The sequence below is a fragment of the Arcobacter sp. F155 genome (assembly GCF_004116455.1).
In the GTDB taxonomy this organism is placed as follows: domain Bacteria; phylum Campylobacterota; class Campylobacteria; order Campylobacterales; family Arcobacteraceae; genus Halarcobacter.
In genome coordinates this window covers 77,755-95,133 of the sequence record NZ_PDJU01000005.1, presented here as the reverse complement: position 1 = coordinate 95,133, position 17,379 = coordinate 77,755, and the positions used below count along the sequence as shown (strand labels likewise).

Genomic DNA, 17,379 nt, shown 5'->3' with positions numbered 1-17,379 from the left:
CTTTATAAATTTATAACAAAAAAGGAAATAAATGGCAATAAAAAATTTAATTTTAGTTGCAATTGCAGTAAGTTTAATATTTACTGGATGTACAAGAAAATCAACAGTACAAAAAGAAACATTTAATAAAACATTCAAATATATAAATCTTGAGACACCCAAAGAAGAGGCAGTATTTTATATTGATAATTCAAAAGATATTATTAGAAACAATAATATGTATAATGATCTTAAAGAGATTATTAAAAAAGGTACAATCTTATCTGAATACTCATGTATGATTTTAAATAAAGAAAAAATTGATCATTCAAATTTTAATAATATATACTCTGTTATTCCAGGAAACTACAGCATAGGAAATTGTAAAAAACTAGAAAAACCTATTAATATAAGTACTAAAAATTTTACTATAGAAGAGAAAGAGATAATTTTTAATGAGACATTATCTGATAATGAAATTTTATCTTTATATGTAAATTTTATAATATTTTTAAATAACTATGAATTAGAAAAAAACTTGACTTTTGCATCTAAATATAATATCCCTATTCCTTTTTATTTAGATGAAAAAACTTTTAAAGAAAAAAAACTTATTATGAATGATAAATACTTATCAAAATTGAATATTAGACCTTATTTAGAAAGTATGCTAAAAAAGAACAATTATAAAGTTACAAACAACAAAAATGAAGCAAATATTATTATAGAAATGGAACACTTAGCTTTTGGAAATAATAACACTACAAAAAAAGAGTATAGTGACTTAATTATATATGAAAAAAGAAAAAGTTCTTCTTATGGTGGAGGACTTATTCAGGGAAGAACAGGAGTGGATGTTTTAGATGCTGCAGCTTTAACATTTAATGTGATTTCAACATTAAGCTTTTTAGGTGACATTAAGGATGATATTTTAAAACCTGAAAACAACATAGTATATACAATGAATAAAGTAAAAATTATTGAAAAAAACAAGGAACATAATAGCTATATGAATACTTATATTAAAAAAGACTACAGTAATAATTTATTTAATCTATATAATATAAATTATTCAAACAATTATGTTTCAAGTAATTTAGTAGAACATAGATTTAAGCATAAAAAATAATAACTCAAATTTCAACTTAAAATTTAAATAAATGTAGGGTTTTATCTACCCTGCATTTTTTCATTTTTATCTCAAACTTTTAGATTCTCAACTATAAATATTTGATAAAAGATATTTTTTAGCACCTGTATAATCAATATTAAGATCGAAAAAAAAAGTTGGACTGTATATATAGTTTAATATATACGCACATTACTAATGTTTTCTAAACATATACTATATATACTATAATATAGGAGAAAAATTAGAATATCAAATAGTATTTCAATTTTCTAAATATACTTTGAAAATAAAGCTTTTTTTGTTCAAAGTTAGCATAGGGTACTAAAAATCATTTAAAATCGTTTTTAGAGTACTCTATGTGATTTTAAAAGCAATATTTAACTTAATTTATAAGTTTTTATTTTAGTTATAGTAAATTACTTTCGTGTGATTAATATTAATTTACTTAAGCAAACCATAATATACTATATATAGTATACTATACTGTACGCACATTACTAGTGTTTTCTAACTCTATACTATAATATACTATATAATAGTGCAATATTTTAGATTCGTAATAGTTTTATTGTTCTTTTAACTCTAAATAATAGAAAATACATGTAGATATTTAATTCTGTTTTAGATTAAATTTTGTATTAATTGTATATACATTTTGAATTAATTATTTACTAAAAAGTTCTGCAAAAAAAGTCTTCAAATAATAATACATTTTTAACACACGTTCCGATTAAAATTGTAAGATATTTTTCTAATTTTTTTTGACTATTGAACATTTTTTTTTACTCAAAAATAGTAATCTTTCTTATGTAATTGTTATTAGATTTTTTTCATTTTATCTGTATTATAATCATATTTTCCAATTGCTAAAAAAATTCCAATAAAAAGTAAAATAAGTGTAAATATCTCTATAATAGCCATTTGAATTATCCTTATTTATATTTATTAAAGTATACAATATAACCTTATTAAAAATACTTAATTTTTATATTCTATTTTACAGTAAAATGAATCATTTAAAGGATTAAAATACAGAAAAAACAAAATAAAATTAAGTACTTATATAATTACATTATTAGGTTTATTCTTTTACTTTTTTTCATCCTTACTTTTTTTTCAATGAGAATAATTTTATTGATTTTTGGATTTGTATTTACGTTCAAATAATGAGAAGAAAAACAAGTATATATGTTTTTTCAAGTTTTTTTAAATGCTAATTCTCAGTACCATATATATTTAAAAATACAATTTTTTGCAAAAATTAGTAATATAAAATAAGTTTAAAATATTATTAACGAATTTGTCATATTTTAATACAAATTACCTAGTTTTTAGAAGATGAATTTCATAATAAATTTTCTTTGAAACTTAGAGAACTACGAAAAGAAAAAAACTTATTACAATTAGATTTAGCGTTAGAGTTAGGACTAAAAAACTCAAGTTTTATATCTCATGCAAAAAACACTTAAATAACTAAGAAAATACTCTTTTTATTAAATATTCTATGTTAAAATTATAAAAAGGAAAAATATGGATCCTAATACACAGTTTAATATAGTTATAGGAATTGTTGCACTTTTTGGAATATTACTTGTAATAGGAAAAAAAGAATCTGAAAAAAGAGATAAATTAAATAGTGATAAGATATCTACTTAGATATATATAGAAAAGATGAAAGAGTATTAAAATAGTTTATTTAAAAAATTTAGGATTTTGCTATTTCTTTTTTCATTTGGAAGTAAAAAAGCAAAGAAAAGTCCACTAATAAATAAAAGCAATCCCATAAAAAACGCATTTTTATCATCAATATTAAAAAGAATTGCTGAGGGGACTATCAAAAGTGCAAAGATAATAGTATATTTATTTAAGTATTTCAATTTATTTTCTATTACCTTTCTTATTTTGTTTTAAATATTCATTGTGGCCTAAAGTGTATGTTATACCAATAAATACAAGAATTAACATTGGAATAAATGTAATAAACGAGTCCATAATCAAACCTTTTTTACTATTAATCTTTTTATACTTATTTTTCACTAAATATTTCAAAATTAATATTATAATACTAGCTTATTTTCTAAATTAACTTAATAGATTATACAATTTTACAAAATAATATACAAAAAAATTTTTGCTATAATCAAGATAGATATAAAGATATACAAATTTTTTAATAAAATGGAGATTAAAATGACAAATGAAACTGTAGCAATTATAATGATGCTTGGAATCATTGGTTTAATGATTGGTTTCATAAAAAAACTAAATAAATAAACCCATTCTTACTTAAAAACATTCACATTAATTAAAAAATCAAATTACTTTATCAGTCCAATACATATACTTTACAAGTCTTTAATAATTCGCTAAAATTACATTGAACATCTAAGGATAGATATTTTTAGGCGAACTGTTTTACTAAACCTTCCTCTTTTCTATCTATTCCTTAGTAATTAACTATTTTTATCCATATCTTTTAATAGTACCATTCTCATCCAAGCTGATGTAGTAATTTTTATACCTATCTCTTTTGACATATTTAAAGCTTGTTTTTCTATCCACTCTTTTTCTTTTTGGTTAAGAGCAATTGGTATTGCAACATTTCTAACCTCATCATTTGCTTTTTTAGGTCTTCCTGATGGCTTTTTAGTTTTGATTTTTTTATTATCTAATACATTTTCATTAGTTTGTATTTTTGCAGAATTTTGTTTTAACTTATCACCATAACCCATTTTACAACTCCAATGACTTATTTAATAACTTCATATCTTCTATTGCATTTCTATAAATATGACGTTTAAATCTATTTGTACCTGCTTTATCTTCAATATATTCACAATCAAATAAACTATCTTCTAATACAGATGAATCCCTCACAAAAACTATTTTAGAATTAATGTTATGATTGATATTTGATACCTCTTCAGAGAGATATTCCTTTAATTCAATAGCTTTATTATTGCTTCTTGTTCTATTTATTACTATTAAAATATTTGTATTAAGTTTTACTACATCTTTAATAGTAGCTAATGTTGCTTGTACATCAACAATTGAAGTTAGTGTAGGAATTACTATTACTTTTGATTGTTTTATTATATCGTTTATTCTAGAGTCTTTAAATCCACCAAAATCATATACAATATTTTTATCAAAAGGTATTTCATCATAATCTTCTTTTGAAACTAAGAAGCCTTTTTCTTCAGGCATTAAATTATGAGCAGATGAGTGTGAATCATTTGTTACATAAGTATATTTTAACATTTGTGCTAATTGAACTGATAGTGTAGTTTTACCAACTCCACCTTTAATACTATAAACTACAATCGACATAATAAGACCTTTTATATTTTTTCTATATAAAAATATATATTTTATATTAATATTATATTTAATATAATAACATATATAGTATTATACAACTATTATATTTTATATATTCTACTTTAATGTGAATATAAATGAATTGAATCATACAATTCTAGATAGATTAAATACATATCAAAGTATTAGTTTTAAAAGAAGATATAAAATGCTTTAAAATTAAAATATCTAAAGTCAATAACCTTATAAATTCCAGTATTTTATAAGGTTTTACCATTTTTAGCTATTTTTAGAGCTTTTTATAAATTGCAAAAATTCAAAACACTATAAAATGTAAATAACTAAAATAAATTATAAGGTTTTTAAAATGAACTTAAAAGAAGTGAAGAAAATAAAAGTAAAAAGAATAAAAGAAAGTATAACTGAAAAAGAATTTAAAAAATTAATGTCTTATGTTAGAGGTGATGATTCAATCAGAGAAAATACAAGAATAAATCTTCTAAGAACATTTATATTTTTATACTATTGTGGACTAAGACTTAATGAAGTTCAAGAGTTAAAAATAATTGATGTAAAAAACCTATTAAAAAATGAAATGATTAAAATATACATTTCAAAAACATCAAGTGAAAGAAAGGTATATTTAACTCCTACTTTTAAAAAAGAGATTAATAAGTTATTTGACTTTACTATAGAAGATGATTCAAATAAAATCATACATAAAAGTACAAGTAAAAAAACAGGTATTAATAATATTGTTTTTATACAACAGGTAAACTCTAAAATGAAAGAAATACTTGGAGAAGGATTCACTTCACATTCATTTAGGCAAGGCTTAATTACTGAAATGGGAAGTAAATCTATTAATATAAAGATTATCTCGAATTTTATTGGTCATAAAAATGTTAGCACAACACTTGGATATATAAAACCAACTGATGATCAAATTAAAAATTCTTTGGTTAGATAAAATTACTGCAAAAAAATTTAATCTCTAAGAAAGCTATTATCTAAAAATTTTCATGGGTTTTAGTAAGAGTTTTTCATTATAGATGCTTGTGAAGGTAATGAAACATCAGGCAATGTTTGTAGAAATTTGGTGTTGATTATGTTGCAATTATTGTAAATATAGTTGGTTGGATAATCAAGGGAACACTAATAATAGAAAGTTTATTATTGCAAGTAGCAACAGTTTTTTTTTGATTTTTTGTTTTAATTATAGGTATAATTTACTTACATTTAAAAGTGAAACAACTATTAAAAAAACTGGAGGTTACAAATGACTGAGTATATATTAGCTATTACAATGTTTTCTGTAGCTATATTAGTTATTTTCTTAATTAAAGATTTAAATAAAAAATCTCAAAAACACTCACATAACCATAAATAAAAATGTTAAGACAACACTTAGTTATAAAAAACCTACAGATGAATAAACTAAAGATGCATTAGTTAGATAGTCAATATACTAACTATTATTGAGCCGATTCATAGACAAGTTAGAAAGCTTATTAAAACCAAAAGTGCTTTTACAAAAGAAAATAAGTTTACTCAGGCTTCTATATTATATATATCTATTCAGAAGTTTTCTAAAAAATGAAATGCCAATTTGGAATTAGTCTTTAACTATTTTACAGTTAGCAATATTATTTAAAAGTAGATTAGATGAATCTTTAAACTTATCACTTAAAGAGTGATTTTGTTGTTCAAAAAGTCCTTAGAGTTTGAGAGAATCTCTAACTTCTACTTCTTGAACATTTTTTGGAACAAATTATGTCTTTAAATAGAAGTATAAAGTCAATAAGGGAGACTTTTTAGTTTTATTCCAAAATTTAGAGTTTATTGATAATAGAATCACATCTTCACACATATAATTTCCTATACATAACGTTTGATTTCAGTGACACTTTGTGTTCACTTCTAGGTTTTGTCATAAGTTTAATATACGAACTAAACAAATCTCAATTTCATTGAGTAAGTTTTTAATAACATTTTCATTCGCTGGATATTTGCCAGCATTATGCATGAACTCATTTCTATAATCCGACAAATTTTTAATGTATCTATTCAATTCAGAAGAATCAATATTGCCAATGACTGCATAATTATGTTTTGCATAAATGTGAAAAAATTTTCCCATACTAGAATGCCCATTATATGGAATGTGATTTTCATCAAGAAAAAGCTTGAGTGTACTTTCAAGGCTTCTAAGCAAATGAACAATTTTTAAAATATTTGCTTTATTTATTGGCTTAACTTTATTGCTATTTAGAACATCCTCCAATTCATTTAATACTATATTTAACTGTGTATTTGCAGGGCTTATTTTTGCTCTTATTAATGCTTTAATATTTTTTATTTTTTGTTTCATTATATCTCCTATATTTATATAGCCTTTCATTATAATGACTTCCAAATCTATAATATGTTGAATCAAAATTTTCATTGTAACCAACACTTGTCATATATATATTATTGAAGCTAAGAGAATTAAATAATTGCATACTATTAGTCACGTGTAAATCATCAAATAAAATACAATTTGGTAGTATTCTGTCTGTGAACTGTATATAATCTATATCAAGATCAAAGTTATTCATAAATGAATAAAAAGACAATATTTTTAAATTTTCAAGGTGATTCTTGTTGGATTTAAAGTCTTCTACTGTTATGAGAGATTCTTTTTCATAATATTTGAATTTTTGAATTCTTCTGTTTTTTAAGTATATATATTCACTATCTTTATATTTCTCTGCCAGTTCTTCATAGCTTTTTGTCTGTTTATCAGCATCAAGTTTATTATATGTAGACATAAAAATAAGATTTGATCTATAAAAATTTTCATGTTTTATTCTTTTTATATTGTGTTCTAGATCATTGTCAATAATAAGTTCTCGATAATTTGTACGCAAAAAACTCAATAACTCATTTTCTGATTCAAAAAGTTTTATTTGTGCCATTCTTTCAATTTGATTGATATAAGGATTATCAATATTGTTAGAGTAAATGACTATGTTAGATTCAATAGGGTAGGCTAATCTAAGCAAGTAAATTCTATATAATAAATATTCAAAGTCAGACACTTCTTTTTTTGTTAAATATAGAATAAGGTTAATTCTTTTATAGGATGAAATTAGAATATGTGCATTCTCTATTAGATAAGGGTTTTTTGGTAAAAAAACTACATCATTTTCACTACTAAGTTCCGTTTGTATGTTTTTATACAAATAGGACAATTTTTTAATAAAATTATTTTTATTTTTCAATACATGAACCTTTTCTTATAACGTTGAAAATGAGCCTATAAATTGCCCGCAGGGTAATTTATAGGCTCCATTGATTTGTTAGGATTTATAGCCATTCACCATCACTTTTTTTAACCCTAAAAGTTTTAGCAAAGTCCATGATGATTTCATTATTAGTTAATTGTAGCCATTTGTTAAAACTTTTTATAAGTAAACTAATAATACCTGCATATTTATCTAGATACTTTTCATCTAATTTATAGAAATTAGTTAAGTGTTCAACATTTCCAGAATAAAAATCACCTAGATTAGCAACTTGTCCATGTGTATCATCTATTCTTTTCATTAACAAGTATCTTTTATTAAAATTATTATCCTCTGTAACTGTAGAGCTATGTACAACATAAAAACCTATTTTCGTTTCATCAAGTTTAATTAATAAATTGGAAAAATAATTTGTTCTCACTTTATTATACTCAGAAAACCACTCATATATATCAATTAATGAATTCAATATTTCACGATTATAGTATTGAGAACCCATTGCTTGATTTACAAATGAATAAAACTTTTTTTCGTGTTCATGAAAACTTTTTAAAATATCAAAGCCAAGAATTTTTTTGTCTCTTAATATTTCTATTATTCCCAGTTTGTCTAAATTAATAAATGCAGTTGTATTATCAAAAAAATTATCACTTTCAGATTTATTAATAAAACGTACCAAATGGGAAATCAGCATTAGCATTTCTTGGTCAATTTCTTTTTTTAGAAAATCTAAAATTTTATCTGTCAAAATTCCTTTAGATTGCATTTCCAGAATTGATTTTTTAATTTGATTTGATAGAGCTTTTTTTACATCAGGCTTTATCTTATTTTTTAAGTTGTAAGGCATTATCCTTCGATTTCTTAAATCAAAGGGTAAATCATTCAAGTTTCCGTAATCAGTATTAAAAATACAAATAATTTTTTCCCAACCAATTGTTCTAGCGGCATAGCCAAGCTCTATTAAGACATTGGGATTAGGAGTTTTTCTACCTTTTTTATTAAGCCAGAAATTATTAACAATAGATATATCTGCAATAAATACACTGCTATTACTAATTTTACTAAATATAGATTCTGTAATATCGGGGCTACCTGTCTCTTCTCTTGTTGCTCTATCAATATTTATATTGATAGGGATAGGTTTGATTTTCTTGAGTTCTTTTGTTGATGAAACAATACAATCTTCAATAAAACCCCAATTTGTCTTATTTGGTAAATCAGATTGCCATGAATAAAATATTGTTCTTTTCAATTGTATATGTCCTTTATCCTAACATTTAAGCCAACTAGCTGAGCCGAATTGAATATATTATGAGGTGTTTTATAACGTGCCAAAATCGACTTCAGTTTGAGTTAGGTATGAATAAAGAACTGCTTGCCCATTATTTTCTGCTTTGTTCAAAGGGAATTTATACAAATCCAATAATAATTGTTCGATATATTTGGCTGACCTATTAGGAATATCTAGGAATGAAAAATAAACCAAGTTTTCTTCGGTAAACCCTTTATTTTTTGCATGATCATAGATTCTTTTTTTGATATTCCCCTTTCCGACATAAAGTGCTTCAGAAATGAATAGTTTATGTTGAGGACAATAATCAATTTTCTCCCAAAGTAAATACACTCCATCATTTTTAGAGATTGGCCATTTATTGATTTTTAGGTCATCTAACTCACAAAACCAACCAATATTTTCATGAAATAATTTAATAGGAGTGATATTAAATTTAACTTCCTTTTTAAGTATTTCTTTGAACTCTTTAGCTTCTTCTCCACATAGACATACTTGTTCATTTTTCATAGTTTACCTTAAGTACCTAACTATTTATTAAATATACATTATATATAAAACACCCTAAAAACCAACAAATAACATGCACAAGAAATGTCTTATATTAAAATGCCTACAAACACCTTAAATAAAGTATTTTTGTAGATATTACTATAAAAAATATTGAAAACTGAGATGTTTATTAAATAAATTTTAAGTTTATGATATGCTTTTTATATATGTTTAATGTGGATATTTAGATGACAATAGTACATTTTGTATGTATATTAAGGTGATATTGTAATAAACCTGCAAAATGTCTAATATATTATGAGCAGTAATGTAGACAGAAATGTCTAATATTTATGATGGATTACAATAATATATAAAATAAACACATAATATTTTATTCATTATAAATTGATTTTAGTGTATATTATTTACATCAATAAAAGAGGACTTGGAATGACAGTAAATATATCACAATTTAGTCTTTATGACATTATGGCTATGCTAGAGAGAAAAGAAATGGTAATAAATAGAGACTATCAAAGAGCAGGAGGTATTTGGCCAAATTCTGCACGAAGTTATTTCATAGATACAATTCTTGAAGAGTATCCTTTCCCAAAAATATACTTATATCAGACAATTAATGAAAAAACTAATCGACCTATAAAAGAGATCATTGATGGACAGCAAAGAATTACTACAATACAAGACTTTATAAATAACCGATTTGCATTAGATTCAACATCTGCGAATTTTAGTGGTCTTAAATATGAAGATTTACCTCTAGAAAAACAAAGAAGTTTAAATACATATCAAATTGAAGCATCAATTGTTTTAAATGCAAATAGACCTGAATTATTTGAAATGTTTAGAAGAATGAATGCTTATACAACACCTTTATCAAAAGCTGAACTTAGACATTCTACTTATCAAGGTTTATTTAAATGGTTTATAGTTGATTTAGCAGATAAAATATCACCTATATTAGAAAACTTTAAAATATTTACGCCTAAACAATTAGCAAGAATGCATGATTCTGAATTCATCGCAGAATTGGTAATTGCTATAGATAAAGGAATTACTTCAAAAAGTCAACCTGCTATTGAATCATTATATAAAAAATATAATGAAGTGTTTGAGGAGAGCAGAAATTATGAAAGAATTCTAATGGAATTTTTTGATTTTATTAATAGTATTTTGATACATTTAAGAGAAACAACTATTGTAAAATCATATGTAATTCATTCTTTATTTTGTGCATTTTTATACATTAGGGATGAATTAAAAGATTCTAACTTTAATATTACAAATCATCATATTTCTGATGATGAAATTGTGCGAAACTTATCAATTCTTGCAGATGCACATGAATTACATGATGAAGATGGTCGATACAGAGATTATGTAAGCTCTTGTTCTGCAAGGACTACAAATGCACCACAAAGAACTATAAGGACTGAATATTTAATAAGAGCATTAACTGGTAATTTATAATCGTGTATTTGAATAAATTGTATTTAGACTTTGAAAAGAAATGTGAAAAATTAACAAATCGTGCAAATAAAATATTAGTGAATAAACATTCTATCCAAGAATGGGAATTTAACTATTTATCAGAAAACTTGTTATCAGATTTATGGCAAGCTTGGTGCCTATTTTGTAAAAAAATTTTAATTCTGTCTTGCCAAGGTACCAAAGATAGGAATAATTTACAAATACCTAAATTATCAAGTCCTGATTTATCAACACTTAGATTATCATATGAAGTCTCTGCTAATAAAAGTCATAGAAACCCTACTGCAAATGGACATTTGAGCTACAAAAGTGCTTATGATATAACATGGGGAGATACAAGTAAATTAATTGATGCCATAAACTTCCTATCTCCACACAATCATAATACTTTAATAACGGCTTTTGGTTCAACAGCAATAATCAATGATATCCAATTAACGAGAAATTTCTCTGCACATAAAAATAAAGATACCCTTACAAATTGTAGAGGATTTTTATTATCATATAATCTTACAAATGTTAAATCTCCTACCGATATCATATGGTCAACACACAATGATACAGGTGAATTTGCAATCCTATGTTGGATTTTTTACTGCCAACTCATTGCAGATAATGCTACAAGTTAACTATATTTGAGGATTTAACAAGGAACTAAGTCTTCTTTTCAAGTAGGATGAAATTTATTTTTCCTATTTTGCCCTCTTTTTAATTCAAATTCAATTCAACTTTTTATTTTATATTAAGAATTCAGATTTTTTACTAGAAATATAATAACTTGGTCTGGTTACACTTTTAGGATACAGAAATGATAAAGTTTCTACTACTAAAAACTAAGTTCAACAACCTGTTCTTTTAGAGAAATAATCACTACTTTACAATTCTTCCAATATATGAGATAAATAGTAAGTTCAATACAAAGGATTTATTATGAATGTAGGTTATGCAAGAGTTTCAACTTCTAGTCAAAATCTTCAGAATCAAATTGATCAACTCAAGAGTTCTGGATGTGAAAAGATTTTCTCAGAAAAGAGATCAGGAAAGAATGAATCAAATCGTGAACAGTTTAAAATCATGATGGATTTTATAAGAGAAGGTGATGTCCTTTACATTACAAAACTTGATAGATTAGCAAGGTCTGTAATAGATCTTCATAATATTGCAAAGTTTTTACAGGATAAGGATGTAGATCTCAAAGTCTTACATCAAAATATTGATACAACATCTCCTGCAGGAAGACTATTATTTACAATGTTAGGTGCAATTGCAGAATTTGAACGTGATTTAATAAATGAACGTGTTAGAGAAGGAATTGAAGCTGCAAAGAAAAAAGGTGTTCAGTTTGGTAGAAAAGCTATACTAAGTACTAAAGAGAAGAATGTAATATACAAACAACATGAAAAAGGAAAGTCTGTTGCCTTGTTATCCAAGTTATTTCATGTAGCACGTAATACTATCTATAGAGCAATTAAAGATGTAGCTAAAAAGAAGTAGTCAATTTGACTACTTCAAGATGTTTAGAAATTCAAAGGTTGTTAAACTTGTTAATAAATAATGATTCAATCTTTATTTATTAGATATGCTCCAGCTAATCCCATAATAGAACCAGCTGTTCTATTTAATATACTTACAGATTTATTTGTTGTTAATACTCTTCTTGCACTATATGCACTATATGAAATAAATAAAAGACCATTCATTAATGCGAATAAAGTTATTGTGCTAATTACAATCAAATCACTAACACCTAATACACTTAAATCCATAAATGTAGGTAAAAATGCAATATAAAATATAATAACTTTAGGATTAGATGCTGAGATTAAAAAGCCTTTTAAAAAGTTACCTGTATATGAAGCCTTTGTCACCTTTTCATTTTTGATTTCTGTTTCTATGGGAGATGTCCAAATTTTATAACCTAAATAGATTAAATAAATTCCACCAGCAATTCTAATAAATTCAAATACGGTTGCATAATTTTGTGTTAGAGCAACTAGACCAAAAAAAGCAAGTACCAAGTAAACAACATCAGAAATAGACATACCAAATGCTAAAGCATAAGATGTTTTAATATTGTTATTCAATGAATTTGATATAAGCGCAAATACACCAGGTCCTGGTGTAATACTAAAAATAAATATTGCTAAATAAAACGTGATCATCGATTCTATTGACATATTAGTTCCTTAAAATAATTGTATAAGTATACCATATTAGGATATTAATATAGTCTCTTTTTGATTCATTAACAGTACTTATAGAGTATGCTCAACATTTCAACTCTTTTTGGAACAATCTTTCCATTAGTAAAAACTGCTCAAAAAGTAAGAGGTTGAGGAAAAAATTGTTCAGAATTTTTGTGTCTGCTTTAACGTTGACAGATCAAGCCTCTTTATAGTATTATATATAATAAAATTATGTATTAAAAAAAGGATAAATTATTCAAGTAAATACAAATACAACATTTTTAGAACAATATTCAGTTACTAAATCAATAGAAAAGAAAGTAGATTCAACAAGTTTTGCAGACGAATTTTTAACACAAAAAGAAAAAAGTTTGGAAAAGAATACTTATATTGTGGAAAATGAAGTACCTAAAGAGAGACTTCATAATGTGTATACCTATGAAAATACAAAAGGTATGAGTAATGAAGATGTTGATAAATATTTTTCTTCAAAAAGTGAAGAAGAGAGAAGTCAAATTAAATTTTCAATAAACATCTCAAATAATTTTAGTGAAGATAATATTGCTAATGAAGCAATTTTTGAAGAAGCAAAAACAAAATTAAGTTTGAAAGATAGACAGCAATTTTCAATTGAACTCGCATTAGAAACTCAGAATTTTTCATTGGGTACACCAACAATAAATAATGTGCTGAGAGTAAGTCCTGAATTTTGGGATGCAATTGGCTCTGGTATAGCAAACCCAAGAGAATTAGGAATATTTATAAATGCAGCAGATAAAGCACTTTATGAAAGTGGACAAAGAGGAATTAATTATAATGAAACTAAATTTAGTTCTTCAGAAGCTACGGATTATATATCTACCATGTTTAATCTTGCAAAACAAAGAATGGAAGAGTCCAAAGGAAGTCCCGTTTATGATGATTATAAAACTGCATTTGAGAGATATGAACGTATTTATAATACATATACTGAAAAATTAGAAGCACAAAAAGTTAATATTAATGTTTAAAAATACATTATACAATTAGCACTTTTTATTGGAATATCTGTAGTCTTTTTTATAAATGGAAATATTTCTAATTAAAATACTGAGTTAAAATATTATTCAATAGAACAAGAAACCAATAAAAGTATAAATATTAAGAATAAAAAAGAAAGTCAAAATTTAAATCATGAAACTGTGAATTCTCTAAATACACACAAAAGTATTCGCATAACAGATAAAAAATCTTAAATAGGAAATACAAGAGATACTTCAGGTCAGTTTTTTATTTATTTAACTATTAATAAAACTTTAAAATTTCCAGAAACTGTACTTGTTGAACATGCTTCAAAATTCAACTCTTTTTGGAACAAAGTTTATTGTTAGTAAAAACTGCTCTAAAAGTAAGAGGTTAGGGAATGTTTGAAGTGAACAATCAAAAAGCCACTTGCGCATTTTTGATTGGCTCCACTGTTTTGTTATGCTTTTATACTGCATGAGCATCAAGTAAGGCAGTAATAAAAAGTGAATACTCTTTATCATCATTGGCTTCTCTTCTAAGCTCCTGCAAGAGAACGTCTTTTAGAGATTCACTGTTAGTACGGAAACAGGCATTAAGGGCTTTCTGTATTTCATTGATTCTTTCTAGCCTTTTTTCAATAATCTCTGGCCTGTTAAGGTTGATATCTCTAATTGTCATTTCTCCACGCTCAGACCCATTTTTTACAAATAGAAATGTGCCAGCTGCAAACAGGTGCTCTTTAGGATCGTCTTCATACGGATTAATATACGGCAAGTCATCATGATATTTATCAGACTTTTCATTATTACACTTAGGACAAGCGTATCCCAAGTTTGACCATTCAAACTCTAATTCAGGATATTTCCCCTCAGCTTTAGGCTTGATATGCTCTACATGTGCGAAATCAATATGGGAGATTTTACTTTCACAATACATGCATTTATCAAAGCTTGATTCTTTCAAGGCTAATTTATTTCTATGATGCTTGTAATTGCCATTTATAAGAGCATCAGGATACGGACAAGGTTGACGACTTATCTTAATCATATGATTTCTCCGCTATCCCCTGAATAGCATAAGGCAATAACTTCTCTAGCCCCGTTTCTGATAATTCTTTTCTTAACTCGGAAATACTCTCTTGTGTTATTGGGGAACGGCTATAATTGTCAATAATTCTCATCAGATTATCTTCAACCCATACGGGCATAGTGAAAGAAACACCCAATACTTCATCTAAAATTTCCGTTGCAGATTTGGCTTCACCTAAAAGATCTAACTTTTTGGACTGAATTTTCTTTACATTGTTGTATATGAGAGCATATATATTTGAATCTTTGACCGAACCAACAACAAGAGGACTATGAGTGGAGACTATAAACCTTGCTTTTGGGAAAGCATTTAACAAGTTTTGCAGAATTGATCTTTGCATTATTGGATGCAGGTGATTTTCTATTTCATCAATAATGACAGTAAAATCATTATTTTCATTGGTTGAATACATAAATATTTGCCATGCCATATCAATAAGAGCACTAATTCCACCTGATGCAGTTTCTAATAAGAACTCATCTTCACCATCGTTACAGACAAACACAATTTCCATCTTTCTAATTTCTAGCTCCTTGAAGCCTAATGTATCAGGAAGTATTTTTCTAAGTGCTTCTTGGAAGCCTTCAAAGTAACCAATTTGCTCTGTATCTTGAGGCATAATAGTCTTGTTGTTATTGGTTACTCCGTAACCATTGATAGCCCAACCGATCAACGTATTTTTCATTACGAAACTTGTTGATTGCTGATTATTATTGCCAAAATATCTTTGTTTATTTAATTGAGAAACTTCATTGAATGCGGTTTGCTTATTCTTTTTTGTAGTTGGGATATTCCCAAGTGGCTGATACCTGAAAATTGCTCTGTGTGAAGGAATATAAAAACACTTTACTGGTTGCAGATTTGCAATATGGACTTGATATTGTGCCGTATTTGGGTTTTGTATTGATAATATGCCATTGACATTATTTGAATACTGTATTGTCCCAAAATTAGTTGTATGACTATTGTCTTCACCTTTAAAAAATCGAGTAAAGAACTTAACTATTCCTGTGTTTCTTTCCTCTTTAGGGGTTGCGAGCGAAGGAATATTCCAACCAAAATGCCTTGCAAATAGATTAAGAATTGTAGTCTTGCCACTTCCATTTGCTCCCGTAATTATTGTCAATCTATCGTGTAGATCGATTTCGACAGTATCAAACTGTTGCCACTCTTTCATTTCTAATTTTTTAAAATACATGATTTCCTTCTTGTATGATAATGCCTAAGACTAATATAGCATAACATTTGTCGTGAGCGATAATTTTCCCGTAGAGTAAATTATTACGTTCATCCTACTTGTTAGACATTATCAGTTTATTTTTCAAAAATTATTTTAACTTTTTCTAATATTTCTTGTGAAATTTCTAATAATTGATAATATGTGGCTGGATAGCCATCTGCAATTTTCAATTGATGTAATTCTTTAATGTATGAATCAAATCTATTTTCAGTATCTTCAGAAAATTCGGTACCTTGAGGATGACTTGCTCCAAGAATATTAGCAACTCTTTTTATCATTATCTCTCTTGAAATAGTAATATGAGGATGAACTTCTTCATTAGAAGGTACTTCATAAATTGATGAATTAAGCCATTTCCCAAAAGTTAAGTTTGAATTTTGCATTTTTGGAGGACCTGCTTTATACAACTTCTTAACTTCATCTGAATTTAAAGCTCTATTTATAATTTGAATACCTTTAATTTGAACATTTGGGCTATCAACACCATTTCCAATTGGAAGATATTGATGTGTTGCACCTTTAAGAATTTTTTTTAGTGCTTTATTTTTTACGATATTATTTAATTTGAGTTTAATTTCTTGTTCTTCTACAAGTTCATCTATTTTATTTTTCATATCTACCCATATTCTTAATGAGTGAGAAAGGTCTAAAAAAGAAATAAGGTCTTGAGTATTTAAAGCTTGTTTATGATGTCTTTCTAATCTATCGTATTGCAATTTAATATGCTCTAAAGTCATTTTAATCCTTGCCTGCCTAACCATTTATTGAACATACATTATATGCAAGATAACCTGAAAATCAACAAATAACATACACAAAAATATTATATATTAAAATAGTAA

17 protein-coding genes are annotated in these 17,379 nt (G+C 25.8%); 7 read left to right on the top strand and 10 right to left on the bottom strand.

Annotated elements, in window-relative coordinates:
- Nucleotides 1-31: 31 nt before the first annotated feature.
- Entirely contained in the window at nucleotides 32-1,108 is a 1,077-nt protein-coding gene (locus CRV03_RS07020) for a hypothetical protein (protein WP_129084440.1), read from the top strand.
- A gap of 1,533 nt (nucleotides 1,109-2,641) precedes the next feature.
- Nucleotides 2,642-2,767 carry a hypothetical protein gene (locus CRV03_RS14240; protein WP_258239031.1) on the top strand — a complete coding sequence of 42 codons (126 nt, stop codon included), beginning with the start codon at nucleotides 2,642-2,644 and terminating at the stop codon, nucleotides 2,765-2,767.
- A 797-nt stretch (nucleotides 2,768-3,564) separates the two neighbouring features.
- Here the strand turns inward: CRV03_RS14240 and CRV03_RS07015 are convergent.
- Together CRV03_RS07015 and CRV03_RS07010 are read right to left on the bottom strand one after the other, a co-directional pair.
- A complete protein-coding gene (locus tag CRV03_RS07015) occupies nucleotides 3,565-3,843 on the bottom strand; it encodes a hypothetical protein (RefSeq protein ID WP_129084439.1) in 279 nt (92 codons plus the stop codon).
- Nucleotide 3,844: 1 nt separating this feature from the next.
- Nucleotides 3,845-4,441 carry a ParA family protein gene (locus CRV03_RS07010; RefSeq protein WP_129084438.1) on the bottom strand — a complete coding sequence of 199 codons (597 nt, stop codon included), beginning with the start codon at nucleotides 4,439-4,441 and terminating at the stop codon, nucleotides 3,845-3,847.
- Between the two features lie 358 nt (nucleotides 4,442-4,799).
- Here CRV03_RS07010 and CRV03_RS07005 point away from each other — a divergent pair, with 358 nt between their 5' ends.
- Nucleotides 4,800-5,402 (top strand): site-specific integrase, encoded by a 603-nt coding sequence (locus CRV03_RS07005; RefSeq protein ID WP_129084437.1) that lies wholly within the window; start codon nucleotides 4,800-4,802, stop codon nucleotides 5,400-5,402.
- 960 nt (nucleotides 5,403-6,362) lie between these two features.
- On the opposite strand, the gene CRV03_RS07000 is transcribed toward CRV03_RS07005, so the two are convergent.
- The 4 genes from CRV03_RS07000 to CRV03_RS06985 form a co-directional block, all read right to left on the bottom strand.
- Entirely contained in the window at nucleotides 6,363-6,803 is a 441-nt protein-coding gene (locus CRV03_RS07000) for a hypothetical protein (protein WP_129084436.1), read from the bottom strand.
- Entirely contained in the window at nucleotides 6,778-7,698 is a 921-nt protein-coding gene (locus tag CRV03_RS06995) for a hypothetical protein (protein ID WP_129084435.1), read from the bottom strand. Before CRV03_RS06995 ends, CRV03_RS07000 begins: the two co-directional genes overlap by 26 nt.
- Nucleotides 7,699-7,783: 85 nt before the next feature.
- Complete coding sequence (locus tag CRV03_RS06990; protein WP_129084434.1) at nucleotides 7,784-8,974, bottom strand: hypothetical protein; 1,191 nt, start codon at nucleotides 8,972-8,974, stop codon at nucleotides 7,784-7,786.
- Between the two features lie 69 nt (nucleotides 8,975-9,043).
- Complete coding sequence (locus CRV03_RS06985; protein WP_129084433.1) at nucleotides 9,044-9,523, bottom strand: GIY-YIG nuclease family protein; 480 nt, start codon at nucleotides 9,521-9,523, stop codon at nucleotides 9,044-9,046.
- A gap of 435 nt (nucleotides 9,524-9,958) precedes the next feature.
- Between CRV03_RS06985 and CRV03_RS14235 the strand changes: the two genes are divergently transcribed.
- The 3 genes from CRV03_RS14235 to CRV03_RS06965 all read left to right on the top strand — a co-directional run bounded on the left by CRV03_RS14235 (nucleotide 9,959) and on the right by CRV03_RS06965 (nucleotide 12,511).
- Entirely contained in the window at nucleotides 9,959-10,996 is a 1,038-nt protein-coding gene (locus CRV03_RS14235) for a DUF262 domain-containing protein (protein ID WP_258239030.1), read from the top strand.
- 17 nt (nucleotides 10,997-11,013) lie between these two features.
- A complete protein-coding gene (locus tag CRV03_RS06970; RefSeq protein WP_164968630.1) occupies nucleotides 11,014-11,646 on the top strand; it encodes a hypothetical protein in 633 nt (210 codons plus the stop codon).
- Between the two features lie 301 nt (nucleotides 11,647-11,947).
- Complete coding sequence (locus CRV03_RS06965) at nucleotides 11,948-12,511, top strand: recombinase family protein (RefSeq protein ID WP_129084430.1); 564 nt, start codon at nucleotides 11,948-11,950, stop codon at nucleotides 12,509-12,511.
- Between the two features lie 65 nt (nucleotides 12,512-12,576).
- Here the strand turns inward: CRV03_RS06965 and CRV03_RS06960 are convergent, their stop codons facing one another.
- Nucleotides 12,577-13,194 carry a LysE family translocator gene (locus CRV03_RS06960; protein WP_129084429.1) on the bottom strand — a complete coding sequence of 206 codons (618 nt, stop codon included), beginning with the start codon at nucleotides 13,192-13,194 and terminating at the stop codon, nucleotides 12,577-12,579.
- 380 nt (nucleotides 13,195-13,574) lie between these two features.
- On the opposite strand from CRV03_RS06960, the gene CRV03_RS06955 reads away from it, so the two are divergent.
- Nucleotides 13,575-14,213 (top strand): hypothetical protein, encoded by a 639-nt coding sequence (locus CRV03_RS06955; protein WP_129084428.1) that lies wholly within the window; start codon nucleotides 13,575-13,577, stop codon nucleotides 14,211-14,213.
- Between the two features lie 460 nt (nucleotides 14,214-14,673).
- On the opposite strand, the gene CRV03_RS06950 is transcribed toward CRV03_RS06955, so the two are convergent.
- The 3 genes from CRV03_RS06950 to CRV03_RS06940 all read right to left on the bottom strand — a co-directional run bounded on the left by CRV03_RS06950 (nucleotide 14,674) and on the right by CRV03_RS06940 (nucleotide 17,274).
- On the bottom strand, nucleotides 14,674-15,255 hold the full coding sequence (locus CRV03_RS06950; RefSeq protein ID WP_129084427.1) for an HNH endonuclease: 582 nt from the start codon (nucleotides 15,253-15,255) through the stop codon (nucleotides 14,674-14,676).
- On the bottom strand, nucleotides 15,248-16,495 hold the full coding sequence (locus CRV03_RS06945) for an AAA family ATPase (RefSeq protein ID WP_129084426.1): 1,248 nt from the start codon (nucleotides 16,493-16,495) through the stop codon (nucleotides 15,248-15,250). Before CRV03_RS06945 ends, CRV03_RS06950 begins: the two co-directional genes overlap by 8 nt.
- Before the next feature lie 116 nt (nucleotides 16,496-16,611).
- The gene (locus tag CRV03_RS06940) at nucleotides 16,612-17,274 is read right to left on the bottom strand and encodes a hypothetical protein (protein WP_129084425.1); all 663 of its coding nucleotides are present in this window, start codon (nucleotides 17,272-17,274) and stop codon (nucleotides 16,612-16,614) included.
- Between the last annotated feature and the right edge of the window lie 105 nt (nucleotides 17,275-17,379).

What these genes read in the sequence shown, in the direction of transcription:
- CRV03_RS07020 (WP_129084440.1), top strand. Translation starts at nt 32, where the DNA reads ATGGCAATAAAAAATTTAATTTTAGTTGCAATTGCAGTAAGTTTAATA.
- CRV03_RS14240 (WP_258239031.1), top strand. Translation starts at nt 2,642, where the DNA reads ATGGATCCTAATACACAGTTTAATATAGTTATAGGAATTGTTGCACTT.
- CRV03_RS07015 (WP_129084439.1), bottom strand. Translation starts at nt 3,843, where the DNA reads ATGGGTTATGGTGATAAGTTAAAACAAAATTCTGCAAAAATACAAACT.
- CRV03_RS07010 (WP_129084438.1), bottom strand. Translation starts at nt 4,441, where the DNA reads ATGTCGATTGTAGTTTATAGTATTAAAGGTGGAGTTGGTAAAACTACA.
- CRV03_RS07005 (WP_129084437.1), top strand. Translation starts at nt 4,800, where the DNA reads ATGAACTTAAAAGAAGTGAAGAAAATAAAAGTAAAAAGAATAAAAGAA.
- CRV03_RS07000 (WP_129084436.1), bottom strand. Translation starts at nt 6,803, where the DNA reads ATGAAACAAAAAATAAAAAATATTAAAGCATTAATAAGAGCAAAAATA.
- CRV03_RS06985 (WP_129084433.1), bottom strand. Translation starts at nt 9,523, where the DNA reads ATGAAAAATGAACAAGTATGTCTATGTGGAGAAGAAGCTAAAGAGTTC.
- CRV03_RS14235 (WP_258239030.1), top strand. Translation starts at nt 9,959, where the DNA reads ATGACAGTAAATATATCACAATTTAGTCTTTATGACATTATGGCTATG.
- CRV03_RS06965 (WP_129084430.1), top strand. Translation starts at nt 11,948, where the DNA reads ATGAATGTAGGTTATGCAAGAGTTTCAACTTCTAGTCAAAATCTTCAG.
- CRV03_RS06960 (WP_129084429.1), bottom strand. Translation starts at nt 13,194, where the DNA reads ATGTCAATAGAATCGATGATCACGTTTTATTTAGCAATATTTATTTTT.
- CRV03_RS06950 (WP_129084427.1), bottom strand. Translation starts at nt 15,255, where the DNA reads ATGATTAAGATAAGTCGTCAACCTTGTCCGTATCCTGATGCTCTTATA.
- CRV03_RS06945 (WP_129084426.1), bottom strand. Translation starts at nt 16,495, where the DNA reads ATGTATTTTAAAAAATTAGAAATGAAAGAGTGGCAACAGTTTGATACT.
- CRV03_RS06940 (WP_129084425.1), bottom strand. Translation starts at nt 17,274, where the DNA reads ATGACTTTAGAGCATATTAAATTGCAATACGATAGATTAGAAAGACAT.